Origin of the sequence: Mycobacterium sp. JS623 (assembly GCF_000328565.1) — a bacterium.
Lineage (GTDB): Bacteria > Actinomycetota > Actinomycetes > Mycobacteriales > Mycobacteriaceae > Mycobacterium.
In genome coordinates this window covers 2,683,746-2,699,493 of sequence record NC_019966.1, presented here as the reverse complement: position 1 = coordinate 2,699,493, position 15,748 = coordinate 2,683,746, and the positions used below count along the sequence as shown (strand labels likewise).

The window sequence follows — 15,748 nt, the reverse complement described above, 5'->3', positions numbered from 1 at the left end:
GAAAGTTCGAGTACAGGCGTACCGGAATGCCGTTTCGGCGGAACCTAGTACAGCCCTTCCCAGGCCTTGCGACGGTCGGCGTCGGGATCGGAGACCACGGTGTCGTGGGCGGTCTGGATGATCCGGGTGAAGCGGTTTTCCGTGTCATAGATCGGCCAGTGATGTCCGCTGGACCAATGGATTTCGCCCGTCTCCCAGCCCTTGGCCGCGAAGTCCAGCCAGGCGCGTTGCATCCGCCTGCCGACGGGCGGTTGCAGCCTCCGTCCCAGCGGATGCAACTTGCGTCCGATGAACGACGCGTAGCTGTGCTGGATGTGCACGATCTCACTGCCATGCGTGGCGCCGAGGCCGAGAAGCCGCAAGCTCCAACCGAAATGGTCGAACCGGTACATGTGCGTCGGTGCATGGGAACTGTAAGCGTCGGCGAACGCCCAGACTCCGCGGCCGAACATGACGTCGGACCCGAACGCGACGAGCGCACGCCTACGTGGGTAGTCCGGGTACGCCGCCAGCACCTGTTGCTTGGCATCGGGAGCGACACGGTCGAGGTACGAGTCGATCGACGCAACCGTCGTTGGCAGCATCGGCGGCTTGGTCCAGGCGAACATCGACGCCTCGTGACTGTTGGTGCCGATGATCAGCGGCACCCGCGCCAGCTTGCCCACGCGGGCCGCGTCGACGGGATGCTGAGGCAGCAGGTCGACACCGTAGGTCAACCCGTAAGCCAGCGTCGGGGTCCTCGCGGCGCTCTTGAGCTGCAGCATGCCCGCGGCACGGCGCAGCTGCCGCTGCGGTAGCCGCTTGACCTCGTCGGCACCCACACCTAACCGCATCAGGAATTCGTGGGCCTGCCTGGCCCGCAGGTCGCGGTCGGCGATCAGCGGCAGCGCCGGACTCTGAGCGATCGCCCCACGGAACAGGCCGTCGGCGGCGGGACTGGCCAACAACGCCAGCACGGACGTCGCACCCGCCGATTCCCCAAACACGGTCACTCGATCGGGATCACCGCCGAACGCGGCGATGTTCTCCTTGATCCATCGCAAGGCGGCCATCTGATCACGCAGCGCCAGGTTGTCGTCGAACCCGTCGCCGAGATCGCTGAGTTCGAAGCCGCCGAACACACCGATCCGGTAAGTGACGTTGACCACCACGTTTCCGTTGGCGGCCAGCCGCGATCCGTTGTAGAGCTGGAATTGGCCGGCCCCGTAGACGAATGCACCGCCGGGAATCCACACCATCACGGGCAGGGAGCCGGTGGTGTCGGGCGACCACACCGTCAGGGTCAGACATGCTTCGTCGCGCACCTTCGGATCGTCGCGACCCCCGCCGACGAACGACTTACTCTGCGGCGGGAGCGGTCCGTGCTCGAGCGCGTCGCGCACCCCGGTCCACGGCTGCAGCGGAGCCGGCGCCAGAAACCGACGTTCACCGATCGGCTGCTCGGCGTACGGCACGCCGCGCCACACCTCGACGCCACCGTCGGTGGTGCCGCGAAGACCTCCCAGTGCCGTGTGCGCGATGGTCGAATGCCCCAGAAGGACTGCCACGCCCAAATCGTAGTGTGCAAAGCTGGACACGCCTGGGTCTGAACAGGGTGTGGCGAGCGACGGAGCGGGGCAATGACCTTCAACGAGGGTATGCAGATCGACACGAGCAACATCTCCGCCGGAGGTGGCGGTGGAGGTGGGCGAGGAATCGCGATCGGCGGCGGGCTCGGCGGATTGGTCATCGTCGTGATCGCGCTGTTCCTCGGCGTCGATCCGAGCGCGATAACCCCCCAGCAACAGGAGATCGGCGCAGGCGGTGTTCAAGCGCCCGGCTATGACCTGAGCCACTGCAAGACCGGTGCCGATGCCAACAAGTATGTGGAATGCCGGGTGGTCGCGACGACGAACTCGGTGGACGGCGTATGGCAGCAGCTACTCCCCGGCTACACCCCGCCTCGCACCACGCTTTTTCACGGTTCGGTGGACACCGGCTGTGGCCCTGCCGACACCTCCGTCGGTCCGTTTTACTGTCCTGTCGACAAGACCGCGTACTTCGACACCGACTTCTTCCAGGTGCTGGTCGACCAATTCGGTTCCAGCGGTGGCCCGTTCGCCCAAGAGTATGTCGTGGCGCATGAATACGGCCATCATGTCCAGGACTTGCAGGGCACGATCGGACGCGCCCAGCAAGGCGTTCAGGGGGCTCAGGGCAACAGTGTGCGCACGGAACTGCAAGCCGACTGCTACGCCGGTATCTGGGCGCATTACGCGGCCACCACCAAGCAGGCGAGCACAGGCGTGACCTTCCTGGAGCCGTTGAGCGACAAAGACATTGCCGACGCATTGTCAGCCGCATCATCCGTTGGCGACGACCGGATTCAGAAGCAGGCGACGGGGCGGATCAACCCCGAACAGTGGACGCACGGCTCGTCGGCGGAGCGGCAGAAGTGGTTCACGGTCGGCTACCAAACCGGCGACATCAAGAAGTGCGATACCTTCGCAACCAACAACCTTGGTTAGGCCACCAACGGCCGTCGACGCCGTCGCCGAACGCTACCTCCATACGTTCGCGTCGCTAGATCCATGCGCGGCAACGGAAATGGGCATCCTCGGCCACGACGACGACATCACCGACTACTCCCCCGACGGCGTGGCGGCGCGCGTCGATGCCGCGCGTACGGCGTTGCGCGAGCTCGATGATACGACGGCGACCGATGAGGTCGACCATGTGACGATCGCGGCAATGCGTGAACGGCTCGGCCTGCAGATCGAATTGCATGATGCCGGACTGGATGTCGGCGATTTGAACGTGATCGCGTCGCCGCTGCAGTCGATGCGTGACGTTTTCGACTTGATGGCCACCGACACCGACGAGGACTGGGCCCTGATCGACAAGCGGATGTCCAAGGTGCCCGACCGTGTCGGCGGCTATGTCGAGGCGTTGCGCGCGGCCGCGGCGGCCGGACGGGCGCCCGCGGCCCGCCAAGTTGCGCGGGGCGCCCAACAGGCGGCACAGATTCAGCAGCTGTTCGTGACGATGGTGGCAGACGCGGCGCCCGGAAACGACGTGCTGCATGCCGACTTGCAACAACGGGCCGCGGCGGCCGCTGAGGCCTACGCGACACTCGCCGTCGCGCTCCGCGACGAGATCGCACCGCACGCCCGGCAGGAAGACGCGTTCGGCCGTGATGCGTACCGGCTGCTGTCGCGCGAATTCCTCGGCACGGCCGTCGATCTCGACGAGACGTACCAATGGGGTCTCGAACGGCTGGAAAGCATTGTGGCAGAACAGGAATTGATCGCGAATCAGCTCTATCCCGGCGCTTCGGTGAGTGAGGCGTTGCGGCGGCTGGACGACGAGCCGCGCTACCTGATACACGGCACCGACGCCCTACAGGCGTGGATGCAGGACCTGTCCGATCGCGCGGTCGACTCCTTGGCGGATACGCATTTCGACATCGCGCCCGCGCTGCGCAGGCTTGAGTGCAGGATCGCCCCGACACACACGGGTGGCATCTACTACACCGGGCCCTCGGAAGACCTGAGCCGGCCCGGCAGGATGTGGTGGTCGGTCCCGCCTGGCGTCGACACCTTTCGCACCTGGCAGGAGACGACCACGGTGTTCCATGAGGGCGTGCCGGGCCACCACCTGCAGGTCGGCCGCGCGGTGGTCTCATCGGATCGCCTGAACCGGTGGCGGCGGATGGGCTGCTGGGTGTCGGGACACGGCGAGGGTTGGGCGCTCTACGCCGAGCGCCTGATGGCCGACCTCGGCTGGCTCGACGATGCCGGCAATCGAATGGGAATGCTTGACGCGCAACGCTTCCGCGCCGCGCGCGTGGTGATCGACATCGGTGTGCACTGCGGGCTGACCGCACCGGACGGCGGCCAATGGGATGCGGAACGGGCGTGGGTATTCCTGCAGTCGCACAGCGCGATGACAGAAGAGCATCTGCGCTTCGAATTGGACCGCTACCTGGGCTGGCCGGGACAGGCACCGTCGTATGCGATCGGACAGCGGATCTGGCAACAGCTGCGCGACGAGATGCTCGGCCGCGGGCTGTCGTTGAAGGAATTCCACAGCAGAGCACTCGATCTCGGTGGCCTGCCCTTGGATGTGCTTCGGTCGGCACTGCTCGCCGATTTCGCCGCTAGCTGATCAGCTTTCGTTTCACCCGCAGGGACCTTTAGCGTCGAGGCATGGACACGGTGCCGATGACACCGATCCTGACCATGCTGCGCGTGAACGGCTGGCAGCTGTACGTCTGGCGCGACGACGACTCGGTGACGCTGATCGATACCGGCGCGCCGGGATCCGGCGCGGAAATACTGGAGGCTGTGCCGGGTGTGGACCGGATTGTGCTGACCCACGGCCACGTCGACCACATCGGATCGGCCGCCGAGCTGCATGAAGCCACCGGCGCACCGGTGTACGCGGGCGCCGGTGACGCCGACGCGATCCGGACGGGGACGGCTGTGCCACCGGCCGTGTTCGAAGACTGGGAAATACCGATCTATCAACGAGTTTCGGTGGGGCTGCCGGACACAGCGCCGCCGGTGCCGGTGGATCGGGAACTCGGAGACGGCGACGTGCTCGATTTCGGCGGTGGCGCCGAAATCCTGGCGATCCCCGGCCACACCGAAGGCAGCATTGCGATCCACCTGCCTCGCCACGGCGTGCTGTTCACGGGCGACACCATCGCCAACGTCAGCACCGTCATGCTCGGCGTCTTCAATCAGAACCGCGCACAAACCGTTGCGGCATTTCAGCGATTGGCCGCCCTCGACGCCGACACCGCCTGCTTCGGCCACGGTGAGCCGATTTCTTCCGGCGCCGGCGATCGAATTCGCGAGGTGGCTGCCACACTGGTGCCGTGACTCCTGAGCCCATCGAGCCTGACACCAAAGACTGGACCTGGGTGCTGTCGCGCGCCTGCCCCGAGTGCGGCTTCGACGCCGCATCCGTGCACTACACCGAGGTGGCCGATCGGATCCGCGGCGACGCCACCAATTGGATGGCGCGCCTCGGCGAACCTGGCGCCACGGAACGCCGTGAACCCACGGTGTGGTCCACGCTGGAGTACGGCTGCCATGTCCGCGACGTCCACCGGATCTTCAATAACCGCATGCAGTTGATGCTCACCGAGGATGACCCGCAGTTTCCGAACTGGGACCAGGACGAGACCGCGATCGCCGACGGCTACGCCTCGCAACACCCTGCGACGGTGGCCACCGAACTGTTCGACGCCGCAAACGTCGTCGCCGACACCTACGCCCACGTGCCCGCCGACGCGTGGTCGCGGCGCGGCCTGCGCAGCAATGGCAGCGAGTTCACCATCGCGACGATCGCGATCTACCACCTGCACGACATCGTCCACCACGCCCACGACGTAGACCATTGACCCATGAGGAGCCGAGGCATGAGCGAACCACCACTGGCAGGCAAGGTCGCATACCGCCCCGGACCTGATCTCCGACATCGTGGTGTGGCTGGCAAGCGACGCGTTGTCACTGGTGACAGCGGCCCAAATCCCCGCGGACAAGGGCTATCTGAAGATCTAAATCTTTGCCGAGCAGACGCAAAGTGCTCGCTTCTCCCGGCGTGTCGGGACACTTTGCGTCTGCTCGCGCTATAAACGCGACTGTTCTTTGATCGCCGTATCGGTCGTGCGCAGCGGGCGGATCAACGCGTCCTGCGCGAACGACGCGATCAGATTCCCCTCCTCGGTGTGCACAGCACCGCGTACATACGACATGCCGGCACCGACCTGCGTGCTCTCGTGGGTGTAGAGCAGCCAGCCGTCCCAGCGGACCGGTTCATGAAAGCTCACGGTGATGGTCATCGGCGCCGTCGACACCGTCAGGTGAGCCTGCCCGGTGCCGATGCCCTCGTGCGCCCGCATCGTCGTCGAAATGCCAAGGTGCCCTGTGAAATACGCAACCAACGCCTTCGCGAGGTCGTCGCGCGACGGGATCGGGTCGTAGTGCAGCCACGCATATAGCTCCGGCGGGCCTACCTCGTCCGGACTGTTGACGTCGACGACGTCGACCAACCGCAGCTGCCGTCCCTCCATCGGCATCTCTGCGACGTTGGCATCATTCGGCCCGGCTACCTCGGGGCGTGGCAGATGGTGCCGAATCACGTCAGCGGTCGGCACGTCGGTGAGCATCGTCATCGTGATGCACCGCTTGCCGTTCTGCTTGGCGGCGACGATCGCGGTGGCGGTGGACCGGCCCTCGCTCACCACGTCGAGTTCCAGCTCCACCGGCCCCGCCCCGACCATGACCGCGCGGGCGAACACCGCGGACACCGACCGCACCGATTTATCCGGGAACCGTTTGGCCACAGCGACAATCGCCTGGGCAAGCACCTGGGTGCCCTCCACCACTTGGCGCTCGTCCTCCCCGGCGGGACCCGTCTCGGCGATGAAGCGGTTCTCCCCGTCCTGACAGACGTCGAACAAATCGAGCAGGCCTGCGACGGTCCACGTCTGCGCTGAGTCTGTCGTCATGGGACGGAACAGTAACCGAGCTTCTGCAATAGCGGTAACGTCATTACCGTGACGAAGTGCAGCAGGCCACCGGATGCCGCCGGCGTCGAACCGCGCGAGAGGCGCTTCATGAGGTCGGCGCTGGCGATCCTCGGCGAAACGGGTCGCACCGACTTCACGGTGCTCGAAGTCGTCGAGCGGTCCAAGACCTCGCTGCGGTCCTTCTACCAGCACTTCACCACCAAGGATGAGCTGCTGCTCGCGCTGGTCGACAAGATCATGTCGGAGTCGACGAAGAAGTGGCGCGAGGACACCGCCGGCGTCGAGAGCGCCGCTGCCCTACGGATTTTGATCGACCGGATCTGCACACCCGCCGAGTCCAGCACCCAGGACAGGGTCAACCGCGGTCTGACGAACTACAACGACCATCTCGCCGAGACGCTGCCCCGCGAGTACGCCCGCGTGCTGTCTCCGCTTCACGAGTTGATCAAGGACATCATCAACCGCGGCATCAACGAGGGCACCTTCCGCAAGGACCTCACCGTCGACGCCACCGCCGCGCTGATCATGCAATCGGCGCTGGGCGCCATGCGGCTGCAGGTCCTCGGCGCTGAACTCAATGGCGCCCCGATCGACGCCGACCACATCTACGAGTTCTGCGTGGCCGGCCTGGTCCGCCCCGGCAACGGCGTCTGACCTGCGCGATACCGGCTTGGGATTCCCTTTCTCCGAGGTGGTGTTTTCGCTGGTCCAGACGTGGTAATGTCATTACCAGTTAATGTCAATGAGACTTCCAGGAGGCGAATATGACCCGCAAGCTTCCCTATCCAGTGTTCGACGCCGACAACCACTTCTACGAGCCCAAAGAAGCGCTGACAAAGTTCCTGCCGGAGCATCGCAAGCACGTCATCGACTACATCGAGGTGCGCGGCCGCACCAAGATCATGGTGCGCAATCAGGTCAGCGACTACATCCCGAATCCGACGTTCGAGGTGGTCGCGCGGCCCGGTGCGCAAGAGGAGTATTTCCGGCACGGCAGCGGCGGTAAGAGTTTCCGCGAGGTGATGGGCAAGCCGATGAAGGCGATCCCCGCGTTCCGCGACCCGGCCGCGCGGATGGAGGTGATGGACGGGCTCGGCCTCGACTACTCACTGATGTTCCCGACGCTGGCCAGCCTGGTCGAGGAGCGCATGAAAGACGATCCCGCGCTCATCGCCGACGTCATTCATGCGCTCAACGAGTGGATGTACGAGACTTGGCAATTCGATTACCAGGGCCGTATCTTCTCCACCCCGGTCATCAACCTCGGCATCGTCGACCGGGCGCTCGAGGAGCTGCAATGGTGCCTCGAACGCGGCGCCAAGACCGTCCTCGTGCGGCCCGCTCCGGTGCCCGGATTGCGCGGCACCCGGTCGTTCGGCACGGAGGAGTTCGACCCGTTCTGGGACGCCTGCGTCAAGGCCGGTATTCCCGTCTCGATGCACGCATCGGACTCCGGCTACGCGGAGTACCTCAACGACTGGGAACCTGCCGACGAGTTCCTGCCGTTCAAGCCGACCGCGTTCCGCATGGTGTCGATGGGCAAGCGCCCGATCGAGGACTCGATGGCCGCGCTGGTCTGCCACGGCGCGCTGACCCGCAACCCCGATCTGCGCATCCTGTCCATCGAGAACGGCGCCGACTGGGTGCCCTACCTGTTCAAGCAGTTCGAGAACACCTACAAGAAGATGCCGCAGGCGTTCCCGGAGAATCCGGTCGAAGCCTTCAGGCGCGGCGTCTACGTCGCCCCGTTCTGGGAGGACGACTTCGCGCAGATGGCTGAGCTGTGTGGCGTCAACCGGGTGATCTTCGGATCCGACTGGCCACATCCCGAGGGTTTGGCGGAGCCGACGCATCTGATCGACGACCTTCAGGGACTTGACGACGAGGGTCAGCGGAAGGTCATGGGCGGCAACATGATCGACCTGTTCAAGGTGCCCAACGAGATCGTCCACAACCCCGACGTGCCACCCCTCGTCATACCCGCCTGAACCGTTTCGGCTGGGGGGAGCGCCCTGGGACGCCCGGCGCGCTCCTCGCAGTAAGAGCGCCAACTTCGAAGAGGTTGAACCGAATACATGACGGACGACGCAAATCCAGAACGGCTGCTGTTCGCCTCGACGACCCAGTCGTTTTTGGAGAAGGAAGCCTCGCTAAGCCGGCTGCGGGACCTCCACAAAGCCGGTGCGTCCTTTGAAGCCGACTGGTGGCGGCGGGCCGCCGAGCTGGGCTGGACGAGTCTGCTGGTGCCTGAAGAGCTTGGCGGCGGCAGTGTGTCCGGTGACGGCGTAGCCGACTTGGCGCTGGTCGCCGAACTCGCGGGAAGGACCGTCGCCCCTGGGCCGCTGCATCCTGTCAGTACCGTGCTGGCCGGTCTGGTCGAGGCGCCCGAAAACCACGAAGCGACAATCGAATCCCTGGTCTCGGGTGACGTCGTCGGGTCGTGGGCGGTCTACGAGCCGGGCAAGCCGTGGTCTCCATTGGACGCGACGACCACGGCGACGCGGACGACGACGGGCTACCGGATCGATGGCGTGAAGGATCGCGTTGAGGCCGGCGCGGAGAGCGCGGTGCTGTTGGTGGTCGCGCAATGCGACGGTGCGGTACGCCAGTTCCTGGTGCCGACGGATGCGACGGGCGTCCGCGTCGAGCCGCAGCAGTCGATCGACCTTGTGAAGAGTTACGCGCGTGTGCATTTCGACGGTGTCGAGGTCGACGAATCCGCGGCCGTGGGATCGGCCGAACAGACGCCCGACCTGATCAGGCGACAGAGCCAGATCGCACAGGTGCTGCAGTGCGCCGAGGTGGTCGGCATCTTGGACACCGTGCTGGCTTTCACCATTCAGTGGGGATTCGACCGGCATTCGTTCGGCCGCCCCATCGGCTCCTACCAGGCGCTCAAACACAAGTACGCCGATCTGAAGATCTGGTTCGAGGCGTGCCGCGCGACGACGAAGGCCGCCGTCGCCGAGGTCGCGTCGCGGTCGCCGGGCGCCGAGATGGCGGTCAGCGTCGCCAAATCCTATGTCGGCGAACACGCCCCTGGCATGCTGCAGGACTGCGTCCAATTGCACGGCGGGATCGGCGTGACGTGGGAACACGATCTGCACCTGTACCTGCGAAGGGCCACGCTGTATCGTTCGATGTTCGGCACGCCCGAGGACCACAACCTGCGCGTCTACGCGCTCACGGTGGGCCCACGCGCAAGCAGGGGACAACTGGAGACCGCGTCGTGACCGAAACCACCTCAGCACCAACGCAGACCGAGTCGGTCGAAGAATTCGCCGCCCGCGCCCGCGCCTGGCTGGCCGCGAACATGCCGCGCATCGATTCGGACAATCCGCCGGAAGCCGACCGTGGTGAAGAGGCACCGTGGCTGCGCGCCCGCGAGTTGCAGAAGATGCTGTGGGACGGCGGATTCGCCGGTATCTGCTTCCCGCGCGAGTATGGCGGCCTGGGCCTGCCGATCGCCTACCAGAAGGCGTTCGACGCCGAATCGCGCAACTACGAGATGCCGGTCATTCTCAACACGCCGACGTTCACGATCTGCGCGGCGACAATCCTCGATACCGGCTCGGAAGAACAGAAGCGTCAACATATTTCCGGCGTGCTGCGCGGCGACGAAGTATTGGTGCAGCTGCTCTCGGAACCCAGCGGTGGGTCCGATCTGGCCGGCGTCATCACCCGCGCCGACCGCGTCGGCGACAAGTGGGTGATCAACGGCGCGAAGACGTGGAGCACGAGCGCGTTCGCGGCTGACTACGGGTTGATGCTGGCACGGACCAACTGGGATGTGCCCAAGCACGAGGGCCTGACGATGTTCCTCGTGCCCATCAACAGTCCGGGCATCACGTTGCGGCGCATCAAGCAGGTCAACGGGTCGGTCGAGTTCTGCGAAGAGTTCTTCGACAACCTCGAGCTCGGCGACGACGCCGTCGTCGGTGAGGTCAACGAGGGCTGGCACGTCGCATCGCGGCAGCTTTATCACGAGCGGCGCGCGGTGGGCGGCGGCTCCGAGTTCGCCAGTGGCATTGGCGCCGAAGGCAAGACCGACATGCCCATCGACTATGTCGAGCTTCTGGAGAAGACGGGGCAGACCGACAGCGAGCACGCCCGCATGCTCGCCGGCCGTGCATTGGTGCATCGAGCCGTACGCGAGCAGTTGATCGACCACGTCTACCACGGCGTGCTCGACGGCTCACTGCCTCCGGCCGCGGGCTCGATCATCCGCGTCACGCACGCCGAAACACACCATCTGGAATTCGACACGGTCTTGGCGATCACCGGCAGTTCGGCAGTCGTCGATGGCGGCGATGGCTCGCTGCGCTTCGGCGAGCGTTACCTGTCGCGGCAGACGGCAGCGCTCGGCGGCGGGACCACTGAGATCGCGAAAAACATCATCGGCGAACGTGTTTTGGGGTTCCCCCGCGAGTACGCGGCCGACCGCGGTGTGCCGTTCAATCAGGTCAAGCGCAACAAGAGCTAATCCCCTCGCCGAGACTGCGCACAGATCGCGGTCTCTGCGAAATTTGCGATCTCACAGCGGTTTCGGCGATTAATTGGATAGAAGTTCCGGCTTGAGCAGCAACGTCGGCAAAGTCGTCGCCAGCCACCGCTGATAACGATCAGCCGAGCCGCGCTTCGCCGATCTCGGCTTCAGTAATCGTTAGAAGCGCCCGCGAGACCGCGGGGAGATCGCAAATCAGAACAGCGTGGGCTGCAGGACCTGGGCGGGCGCCGCCGCCGGGGCCTCGGCCGCCCGGAAGGACCGCCGATCGGGAGCAAGGCCGTACTTGGCCACCAACGGCGTCACCCGGTCATGCAGCATCTTTTTGTAGTCCGACGGCAGATACGCTCCGCGCCTGTACAACTCGCGGTACTCCCCCATCAACTCCGGGTGCGAGCGAGCCAACCAGCCCATGAACCATCCGCGCGTCGAGCCCCGCAGATGTAGGCCGAACACCGTCACACCTGTTGCGCCGGCTGCGGCGACCTGAGCGAGCAGCGTATCGAGGTGCTCGACGGAGTCGGTCAACCGCGGCAGCACCGGCGCCACCATGACGTGACAGCCAAGTCCCGCATCACGAATCGCCGAGATCAGTCCCAACCTGGCCTGCGGCGACGGAGTCCCCGGTTCGACGTCCTTGTGCACTTCGGGATCACCGACCGCCAGCGACACCGCGACGCTGACGTCCACGCTTTGCGCGGCTTCAGCGATCAACGGCAGATCGCGGCGCAGCAGCGTTCCCTTGGTCAGGATCGAAAACGGTGTACCGGAATCGGCCAGCGCGCCAATGATTCCCGGCATCAACGCGTAGCGGCCCTCGGCCCGCTGATATGGGTCGGTGTTGGTGCCGAGCGCGACGGTCTCCCGCCGCCACGATGGTCGGTGTAGCTCGCGACGCAACACCTCGGCGACATTGGTCTTGACCACGACCTGGGTGTCGAAATCGGTGCCGCAGTCGAAATCGAGGTACTCGTGGGTGGGCCGGGCGAAGCAGTAGCGGCAGGCGTGTGAACAGCCGCGGTAGCCGTTGACGGTGTACCTGAACGGGAGCATCGACGCTGCAGGCACCTTGTTGAGCGCGCTCTTGCAGAGGATCTCGTGAAAGGTCATGCCCTCGAACTGAGGACTGCGCACGCTACGGACAAAGCCGATGCGCTGCAGGCCAGGCAGGGCGCCGTCGTCGACGCTCACACCCTGTCGATCCCACCGCACCATGCTATTCGAACGCTTGTTCGATCCGATGTCAAGGTATTTACCCGCTTGTGTCGCGATTACTCGTATGCGTATATTCGCTTACGAGTAATTAGACCAAGGAGTGGCGATGGCCGAGAAGCGCAAGGTCGCGAACTTGATGGCGCTCGCGGTGCTGGCCACGGTCGTGCAGGGACCCATGCACCGCTACGAGATGGCCTCGCTGATGCGGGCCCGCGGCAAGGAACGCGACATGGGCATCAAGTGGGGGTCGCTGTACACCGTCGTGCAGAACCTGGAGCGCAGCGGCTATGTCGAAGCCATCGGCGTTACCCGTCAGGGGGCGCGGCCCGAGCGCACCGTGTATCAGATCACCGACGCCGGGCGAGACGAACTCGTCGCATGGACCCGTGAGCTGATCGCCGAACCCGAGGCCGAGCACACCAGGTTCATCGCCGGGCTGTCGGTGATGTCCGTGCTCCCCCCACAGGACGCCGCGGCCTTGCTGCAGCGGCGTCTACAGCGGCTGAGGAAGTCCATCGCAACGGCGCGGACCGAATTGGAGCAGGCCGCCGACGTGCCGCGACTGTTCCTGATCGAGGACGAGTACCGGATTGCGATGGCCCAGGCCGAGGCCGACTGGACACGGTCGCTGCTCGACGAACTGACCGCGGGGACGTTCCCGCATCTGGACGCGTGGCGCCGGTGGCACGAAGGCGGCGATATCCCAACCGAATTCACCGAACACAATCAGTAGGAGTAATCAAATGCCCACAGCACAGACCGCGCTCGTGATCGGCGGCGGCATCGCTGGGCCCGTCGCGGCCACAGCTCTGGAGATGGCCGGCATCGAGGCCGCCGTCTACGAGGCGCGTCCGGCCGATCCCGCGTCGGCTAACGGTATTGGCGGCTCATTGGCGTTGGAACCCAACGGCCTCGCGGCGCTGGGCATCGTCGGGGCCGCGGATGCGGTCCGCGCCGCCGCTAGTCCCATCACATGCTCGATGATGTCGATCGGCGGTAGCCCGGCTCGGGAATTGCCGGGCCGCAACGACTTACCGCCACGGCGACTCATCGACCGCGGCGCGCTGCACCGGATTCTTCGCGAACAAGCCGAGCAAACAGGCGTACGAATCCACGATGACAAGAAGTTGATTCGTGTCGACGAACATCCCGACGGGGTCACCGCTCACTTCGCGGACGGTACCAGCGCCAGAGCCGACGTGCTGATCGGTGCTGACGGCGTCCACTCCACGGTGCGTCGGCTCATCGACCCCGAGGCGCCGACCGCGCGCTACCTCAACCTGCTCGGCTTCGAGGGCCTGGTGGACGATGCGTCCGACACCGCCGCGTTGGAACCCGGCACGATGACGTTCGCTTTCGGTAAACGGGCCTACTACTTGTACTGGAAGCGGCCAGACGGCCGCATCGGCTGGGGCGCGAATCTGCCGTCGCAGCAATACCTCACGCTCAAGCAAGCCCGCGCCATATCTGCCGAGGACTGGCTGCATACCCTTCGCAGCACGTATGCCAACGACGTGCCCGGCGCCCGACTGGCCGCTGAAACCACCAGCGAGACACTGCAGGCCGTCGGCGGCCTGCATATCATGCCTGCGGTCCCCCACTGGCACCGCGACCGCATGGTGCTCGTCGGCGATGCCGTGCACGCTCCGTCGAACAGCACCGGGCAGGGCGCCTCGCTGGCCATGGAGAGCGCGATTCAGTTGGCGCGATGCCTGCGCGACATGCCCGACGTCGCATCGGCGTTTGTCGCCTACGAGCGACTGCGCCGCGCTCGGGTGGAGAAGATCGCTGCGCGTGGTGCGCGGATCAGCCACGCGAAGGCTCCCGGCCCGATCGCGCAGCGGATGATGCGACTGGTGCTGCCGGTCATGTTTGCGACGATGAACGTGGAAAAGACCATGGCCACCGAACAGCGCTACACCATCGACTGGGACGCGCCGGTGCAGGAGGACACCAAAGCACTCGCATGATGTATGTCATGCGACTAGCATGATGGCCATCATGCGAAATGCCGGGACACGCGCGCAGAGCAAGCAGGAGTCGCTGGACAAAATCCTGGATGCCGCGGCGCGCCGGATTCGCGAGGAGGGGCTGGACGGGGCGGCGATCGTGCCGGTCATGCGCGACGCCGGCCTGACGCACGGCGCGTTCTACTCGCATTTCTCCAGCAAGGACGACCTCGCCAACGCAGCGTTCGCGCGGGCGATCACCACTGGCCGCCCGCAATGGATCAAGCCGAGACGCGCTGAGTCGTGGCGGGAGCGACTGACCAGCCTCGCCAAGCGTTACCTGACCACCGCTCATCGTGACGACCTGGCTACCAGTTGCGCATTCGCGGCGTTGAGTTCCGACGCCGCGCATGCGTCCGAAGGATTCCGGGCGTCGTACGAGCGGGAACTTCGCGGATCGTTGGCCGCGATCTGTGACGGTGAGAACGACCGTCTCGACGACGCAATCGCGCTGATGACGGTCTGCGTGGGCGGGATGGCTCTGGCACGCGCCGTGGCCGACCCGAAGTTCTCAGCCCGAATCTTGCGGGTGGCTCGAGAGGCCGCGGCGAAACTCGCCGACGCCCAACCGAATTGAGGAGGACGTAATGCCGGCAGCCAAACCCTTTGGGCAGCTGCAGTACAAGCAGATAAACGGCAAGCGGATGGCTTACATTGATGAGGGCCAAGGCGATCCGATCGTCTTCCAGCATGGCAACCCGACGTCGTCGTATCTGTGGCGCAACGTCATGCCGCATCTAGAGGGGCTGGGTCGGCTCATTGCCTGCGACCTGATCGGCATGGGCGCCTCGGACAAGCTCGACGACTCCGGACCGGACCGCTACCACTACGCCGAACAGCGTGACTTCCTGTTCGCGCTTTGGGATGAACTCGATCTCGGCGATCGGGTGATCCTCGTTCTGCACGACTGGGGTTCGGCGCTGGGATTCGACTGGGCCAACCAGCACCGTGACCGTGTCGCGGGCATCGCCTACACGGAAGCGATCACGATGCCGATCGACTGGTCGGACTTCCCCGGCCCGATGCGCAGCGTGTTCCAGGGCTTCCGCTCTCCCGACGGCGAGTCAATGGTGTTGGAACAGAATGTGTTTGTCGAACAGGTGTTGCCCGCTTCGATCAAACGCCAACTCACCGACGAGGAGATGGACCACTATCGTGAGCCGTTCCGCAATCCGGGTGCGGACCGTCGGCCGACGTTGTCGTGGCCGCGCAACATCCCGATCGAGGGTGAACCCGCCGACGTCGTCGCCATTGTCGAGGAGTACGGCCGGTGGCTGTCGCGAAGCGACGTGCCCAAACTGTTCATCCAGGCCGAGCCAGGCGCGCTGATCCGGGGTCGTGCACTCGACTTCGTCCGTACCTGGCCGAATCAGACCGAGGTCTCCGTGCCCGGTGTGCACTTCGTCCAAGAGGACAGCCCCGACGAAATCGGCGCTGCCGTGGCGTCGTTCGTGCGCGCAGTGCGGGCGAGCGCCTAGCTCACCGGCGACGAGCGCACGC

General features: G+C 65.2%; 15 protein-coding genes and 1 pseudogene. 13 read left to right on the top strand and 3 right to left on the bottom strand.

Features of this window, described 5'->3' with window-relative positions; genetic code table 11:
- Window positions 1-44: 44 nt before the first annotated feature.
- Window positions 45-1,547 carry a carboxylesterase/lipase family protein gene (locus tag MYCSM_RS13230; RefSeq protein WP_041313951.1) on the bottom strand — a complete coding sequence of 501 codons (1,503 nt, stop codon included), beginning with the start codon at window positions 1,545-1,547 and terminating at the stop codon, window positions 45-47.
- 72 nt (window positions 1,548-1,619) lie between these two features.
- Between MYCSM_RS13230 and ypfJ the strand changes: the two genes are divergently transcribed.
- The 5 genes and pseudogenes from ypfJ to MYCSM_RS38175 form a co-directional block, all read left to right on the top strand.
- Window positions 1,620-2,507 (top strand): KPN_02809 family neutral zinc metallopeptidase, encoded by an 888-nt coding sequence (ypfJ, locus tag MYCSM_RS13225; protein WP_015306663.1) that lies wholly within the window; start codon window positions 1,620-1,622, stop codon window positions 2,505-2,507.
- Entirely contained in the window at window positions 2,500-4,146 is a 1,647-nt protein-coding gene (locus MYCSM_RS13220) for a DUF885 domain-containing protein (RefSeq protein WP_015306662.1), read from the top strand. The genes ypfJ and MYCSM_RS13220 overlap by 8 nt, the downstream gene beginning before the upstream one ends.
- Window positions 4,147-4,187: 41 nt before the next feature.
- Window positions 4,188-4,865, top strand: coding sequence for an MBL fold metallo-hydrolase (locus MYCSM_RS13215; RefSeq protein WP_041312003.1), 678 nt, complete (start codon window positions 4,188-4,190; stop codon window positions 4,863-4,865).
- The gene (locus MYCSM_RS13210; protein ID WP_015306660.1) at window positions 4,862-5,389 is read left to right on the top strand and encodes a DinB family protein; all 528 of its coding nucleotides are present in this window, start codon (window positions 4,862-4,864) and stop codon (window positions 5,387-5,389) included. The genes MYCSM_RS13215 and MYCSM_RS13210 overlap by 4 nt, the downstream gene beginning before the upstream one ends.
- Window positions 5,390-5,447: 58 nt before the next feature.
- Window positions 5,448-5,549 (top strand): annotated as a pseudogene (locus MYCSM_RS38175) (SDR family mycofactocin-dependent oxidoreductase); the annotation flags it as partial.
- Between the two features lie 68 nt (window positions 5,550-5,617).
- Here the strand turns inward: MYCSM_RS38175 and MYCSM_RS13205 are convergent.
- Window positions 5,618-6,499 (bottom strand): acyl-CoA thioesterase, encoded by an 882-nt coding sequence (locus MYCSM_RS13205; RefSeq protein WP_015306659.1) that lies wholly within the window; start codon window positions 6,497-6,499, stop codon window positions 5,618-5,620.
- Between the two features lie 108 nt (window positions 6,500-6,607).
- Here MYCSM_RS13205 and MYCSM_RS13200 point away from each other — a divergent pair, with 108 nt between their 5' ends.
- The 4 genes from MYCSM_RS13200 (at window position 6,608) to MYCSM_RS13185 (ending at window position 11,003) form a co-directional block, all read left to right on the top strand.
- Window positions 6,608-7,174: a TetR/AcrR family transcriptional regulator gene (locus MYCSM_RS13200; protein ID WP_083906283.1), complete on the top strand. Its 567-nt coding sequence runs from the start codon at window positions 6,608-6,610 to the stop codon at window positions 7,172-7,174.
- 110 nt (window positions 7,175-7,284) lie between these two features.
- On the top strand, window positions 7,285-8,508 hold the full coding sequence (locus tag MYCSM_RS13195) for an amidohydrolase family protein (RefSeq protein ID WP_015306657.1): 1,224 nt from the start codon (window positions 7,285-7,287) through the stop codon (window positions 8,506-8,508).
- 87 nt (window positions 8,509-8,595) lie between these two features.
- Window positions 8,596-9,753, top strand: coding sequence for an acyl-CoA dehydrogenase family protein (locus MYCSM_RS13190; protein WP_015306656.1), 1,158 nt, complete (start codon window positions 8,596-8,598; stop codon window positions 9,751-9,753).
- Window positions 9,750-11,003, top strand: coding sequence for an acyl-CoA dehydrogenase family protein (locus tag MYCSM_RS13185; RefSeq protein ID WP_015306655.1), 1,254 nt, complete (start codon window positions 9,750-9,752; stop codon window positions 11,001-11,003). Before MYCSM_RS13190 ends, MYCSM_RS13185 begins: the two co-directional genes overlap by 4 nt.
- 216 nt (window positions 11,004-11,219) lie before the next feature.
- Here the strand turns inward: MYCSM_RS13185 and MYCSM_RS13180 are convergent, their stop codons facing one another.
- Window positions 11,220-12,236, bottom strand: coding sequence for an Rv2578c family radical SAM protein (locus MYCSM_RS13180; protein WP_442928517.1), 1,017 nt, complete (start codon window positions 12,234-12,236; stop codon window positions 11,220-11,222).
- Window positions 12,237-12,345: 109 nt separating this feature from the next.
- Here MYCSM_RS13180 and MYCSM_RS13175 point away from each other — a divergent pair, with 109 nt between their 5' ends.
- The 4 genes from MYCSM_RS13175 to MYCSM_RS13160 are packed head-to-tail and all read left to right on the top strand — an operon-like array spanning window position 12,346 to window position 15,726.
- Window positions 12,346-12,972, top strand: coding sequence for a PadR family transcriptional regulator (locus MYCSM_RS13175; protein WP_015306653.1), 627 nt, complete (start codon window positions 12,346-12,348; stop codon window positions 12,970-12,972).
- Between the two features lie 10 nt (window positions 12,973-12,982).
- Window positions 12,983-14,209 (top strand): FAD-dependent monooxygenase, encoded by a 1,227-nt coding sequence (locus MYCSM_RS13170; protein ID WP_015306652.1) that lies wholly within the window; start codon window positions 12,983-12,985, stop codon window positions 14,207-14,209.
- Between the two features lie 31 nt (window positions 14,210-14,240).
- Window positions 14,241-14,825, top strand: a complete 585-nt coding sequence (locus MYCSM_RS13165) for a TetR/AcrR family transcriptional regulator (protein WP_157681326.1) — start codon at window positions 14,241-14,243, stop codon at window positions 14,823-14,825.
- A gap of 10 nt (window positions 14,826-14,835) precedes the next feature.
- A complete protein-coding gene (locus MYCSM_RS13160; RefSeq protein ID WP_015306650.1) occupies window positions 14,836-15,726 on the top strand; it encodes a haloalkane dehalogenase in 891 nt (296 codons plus the stop codon).
- Window positions 15,727-15,748: the final 22 nt, after the last annotated feature.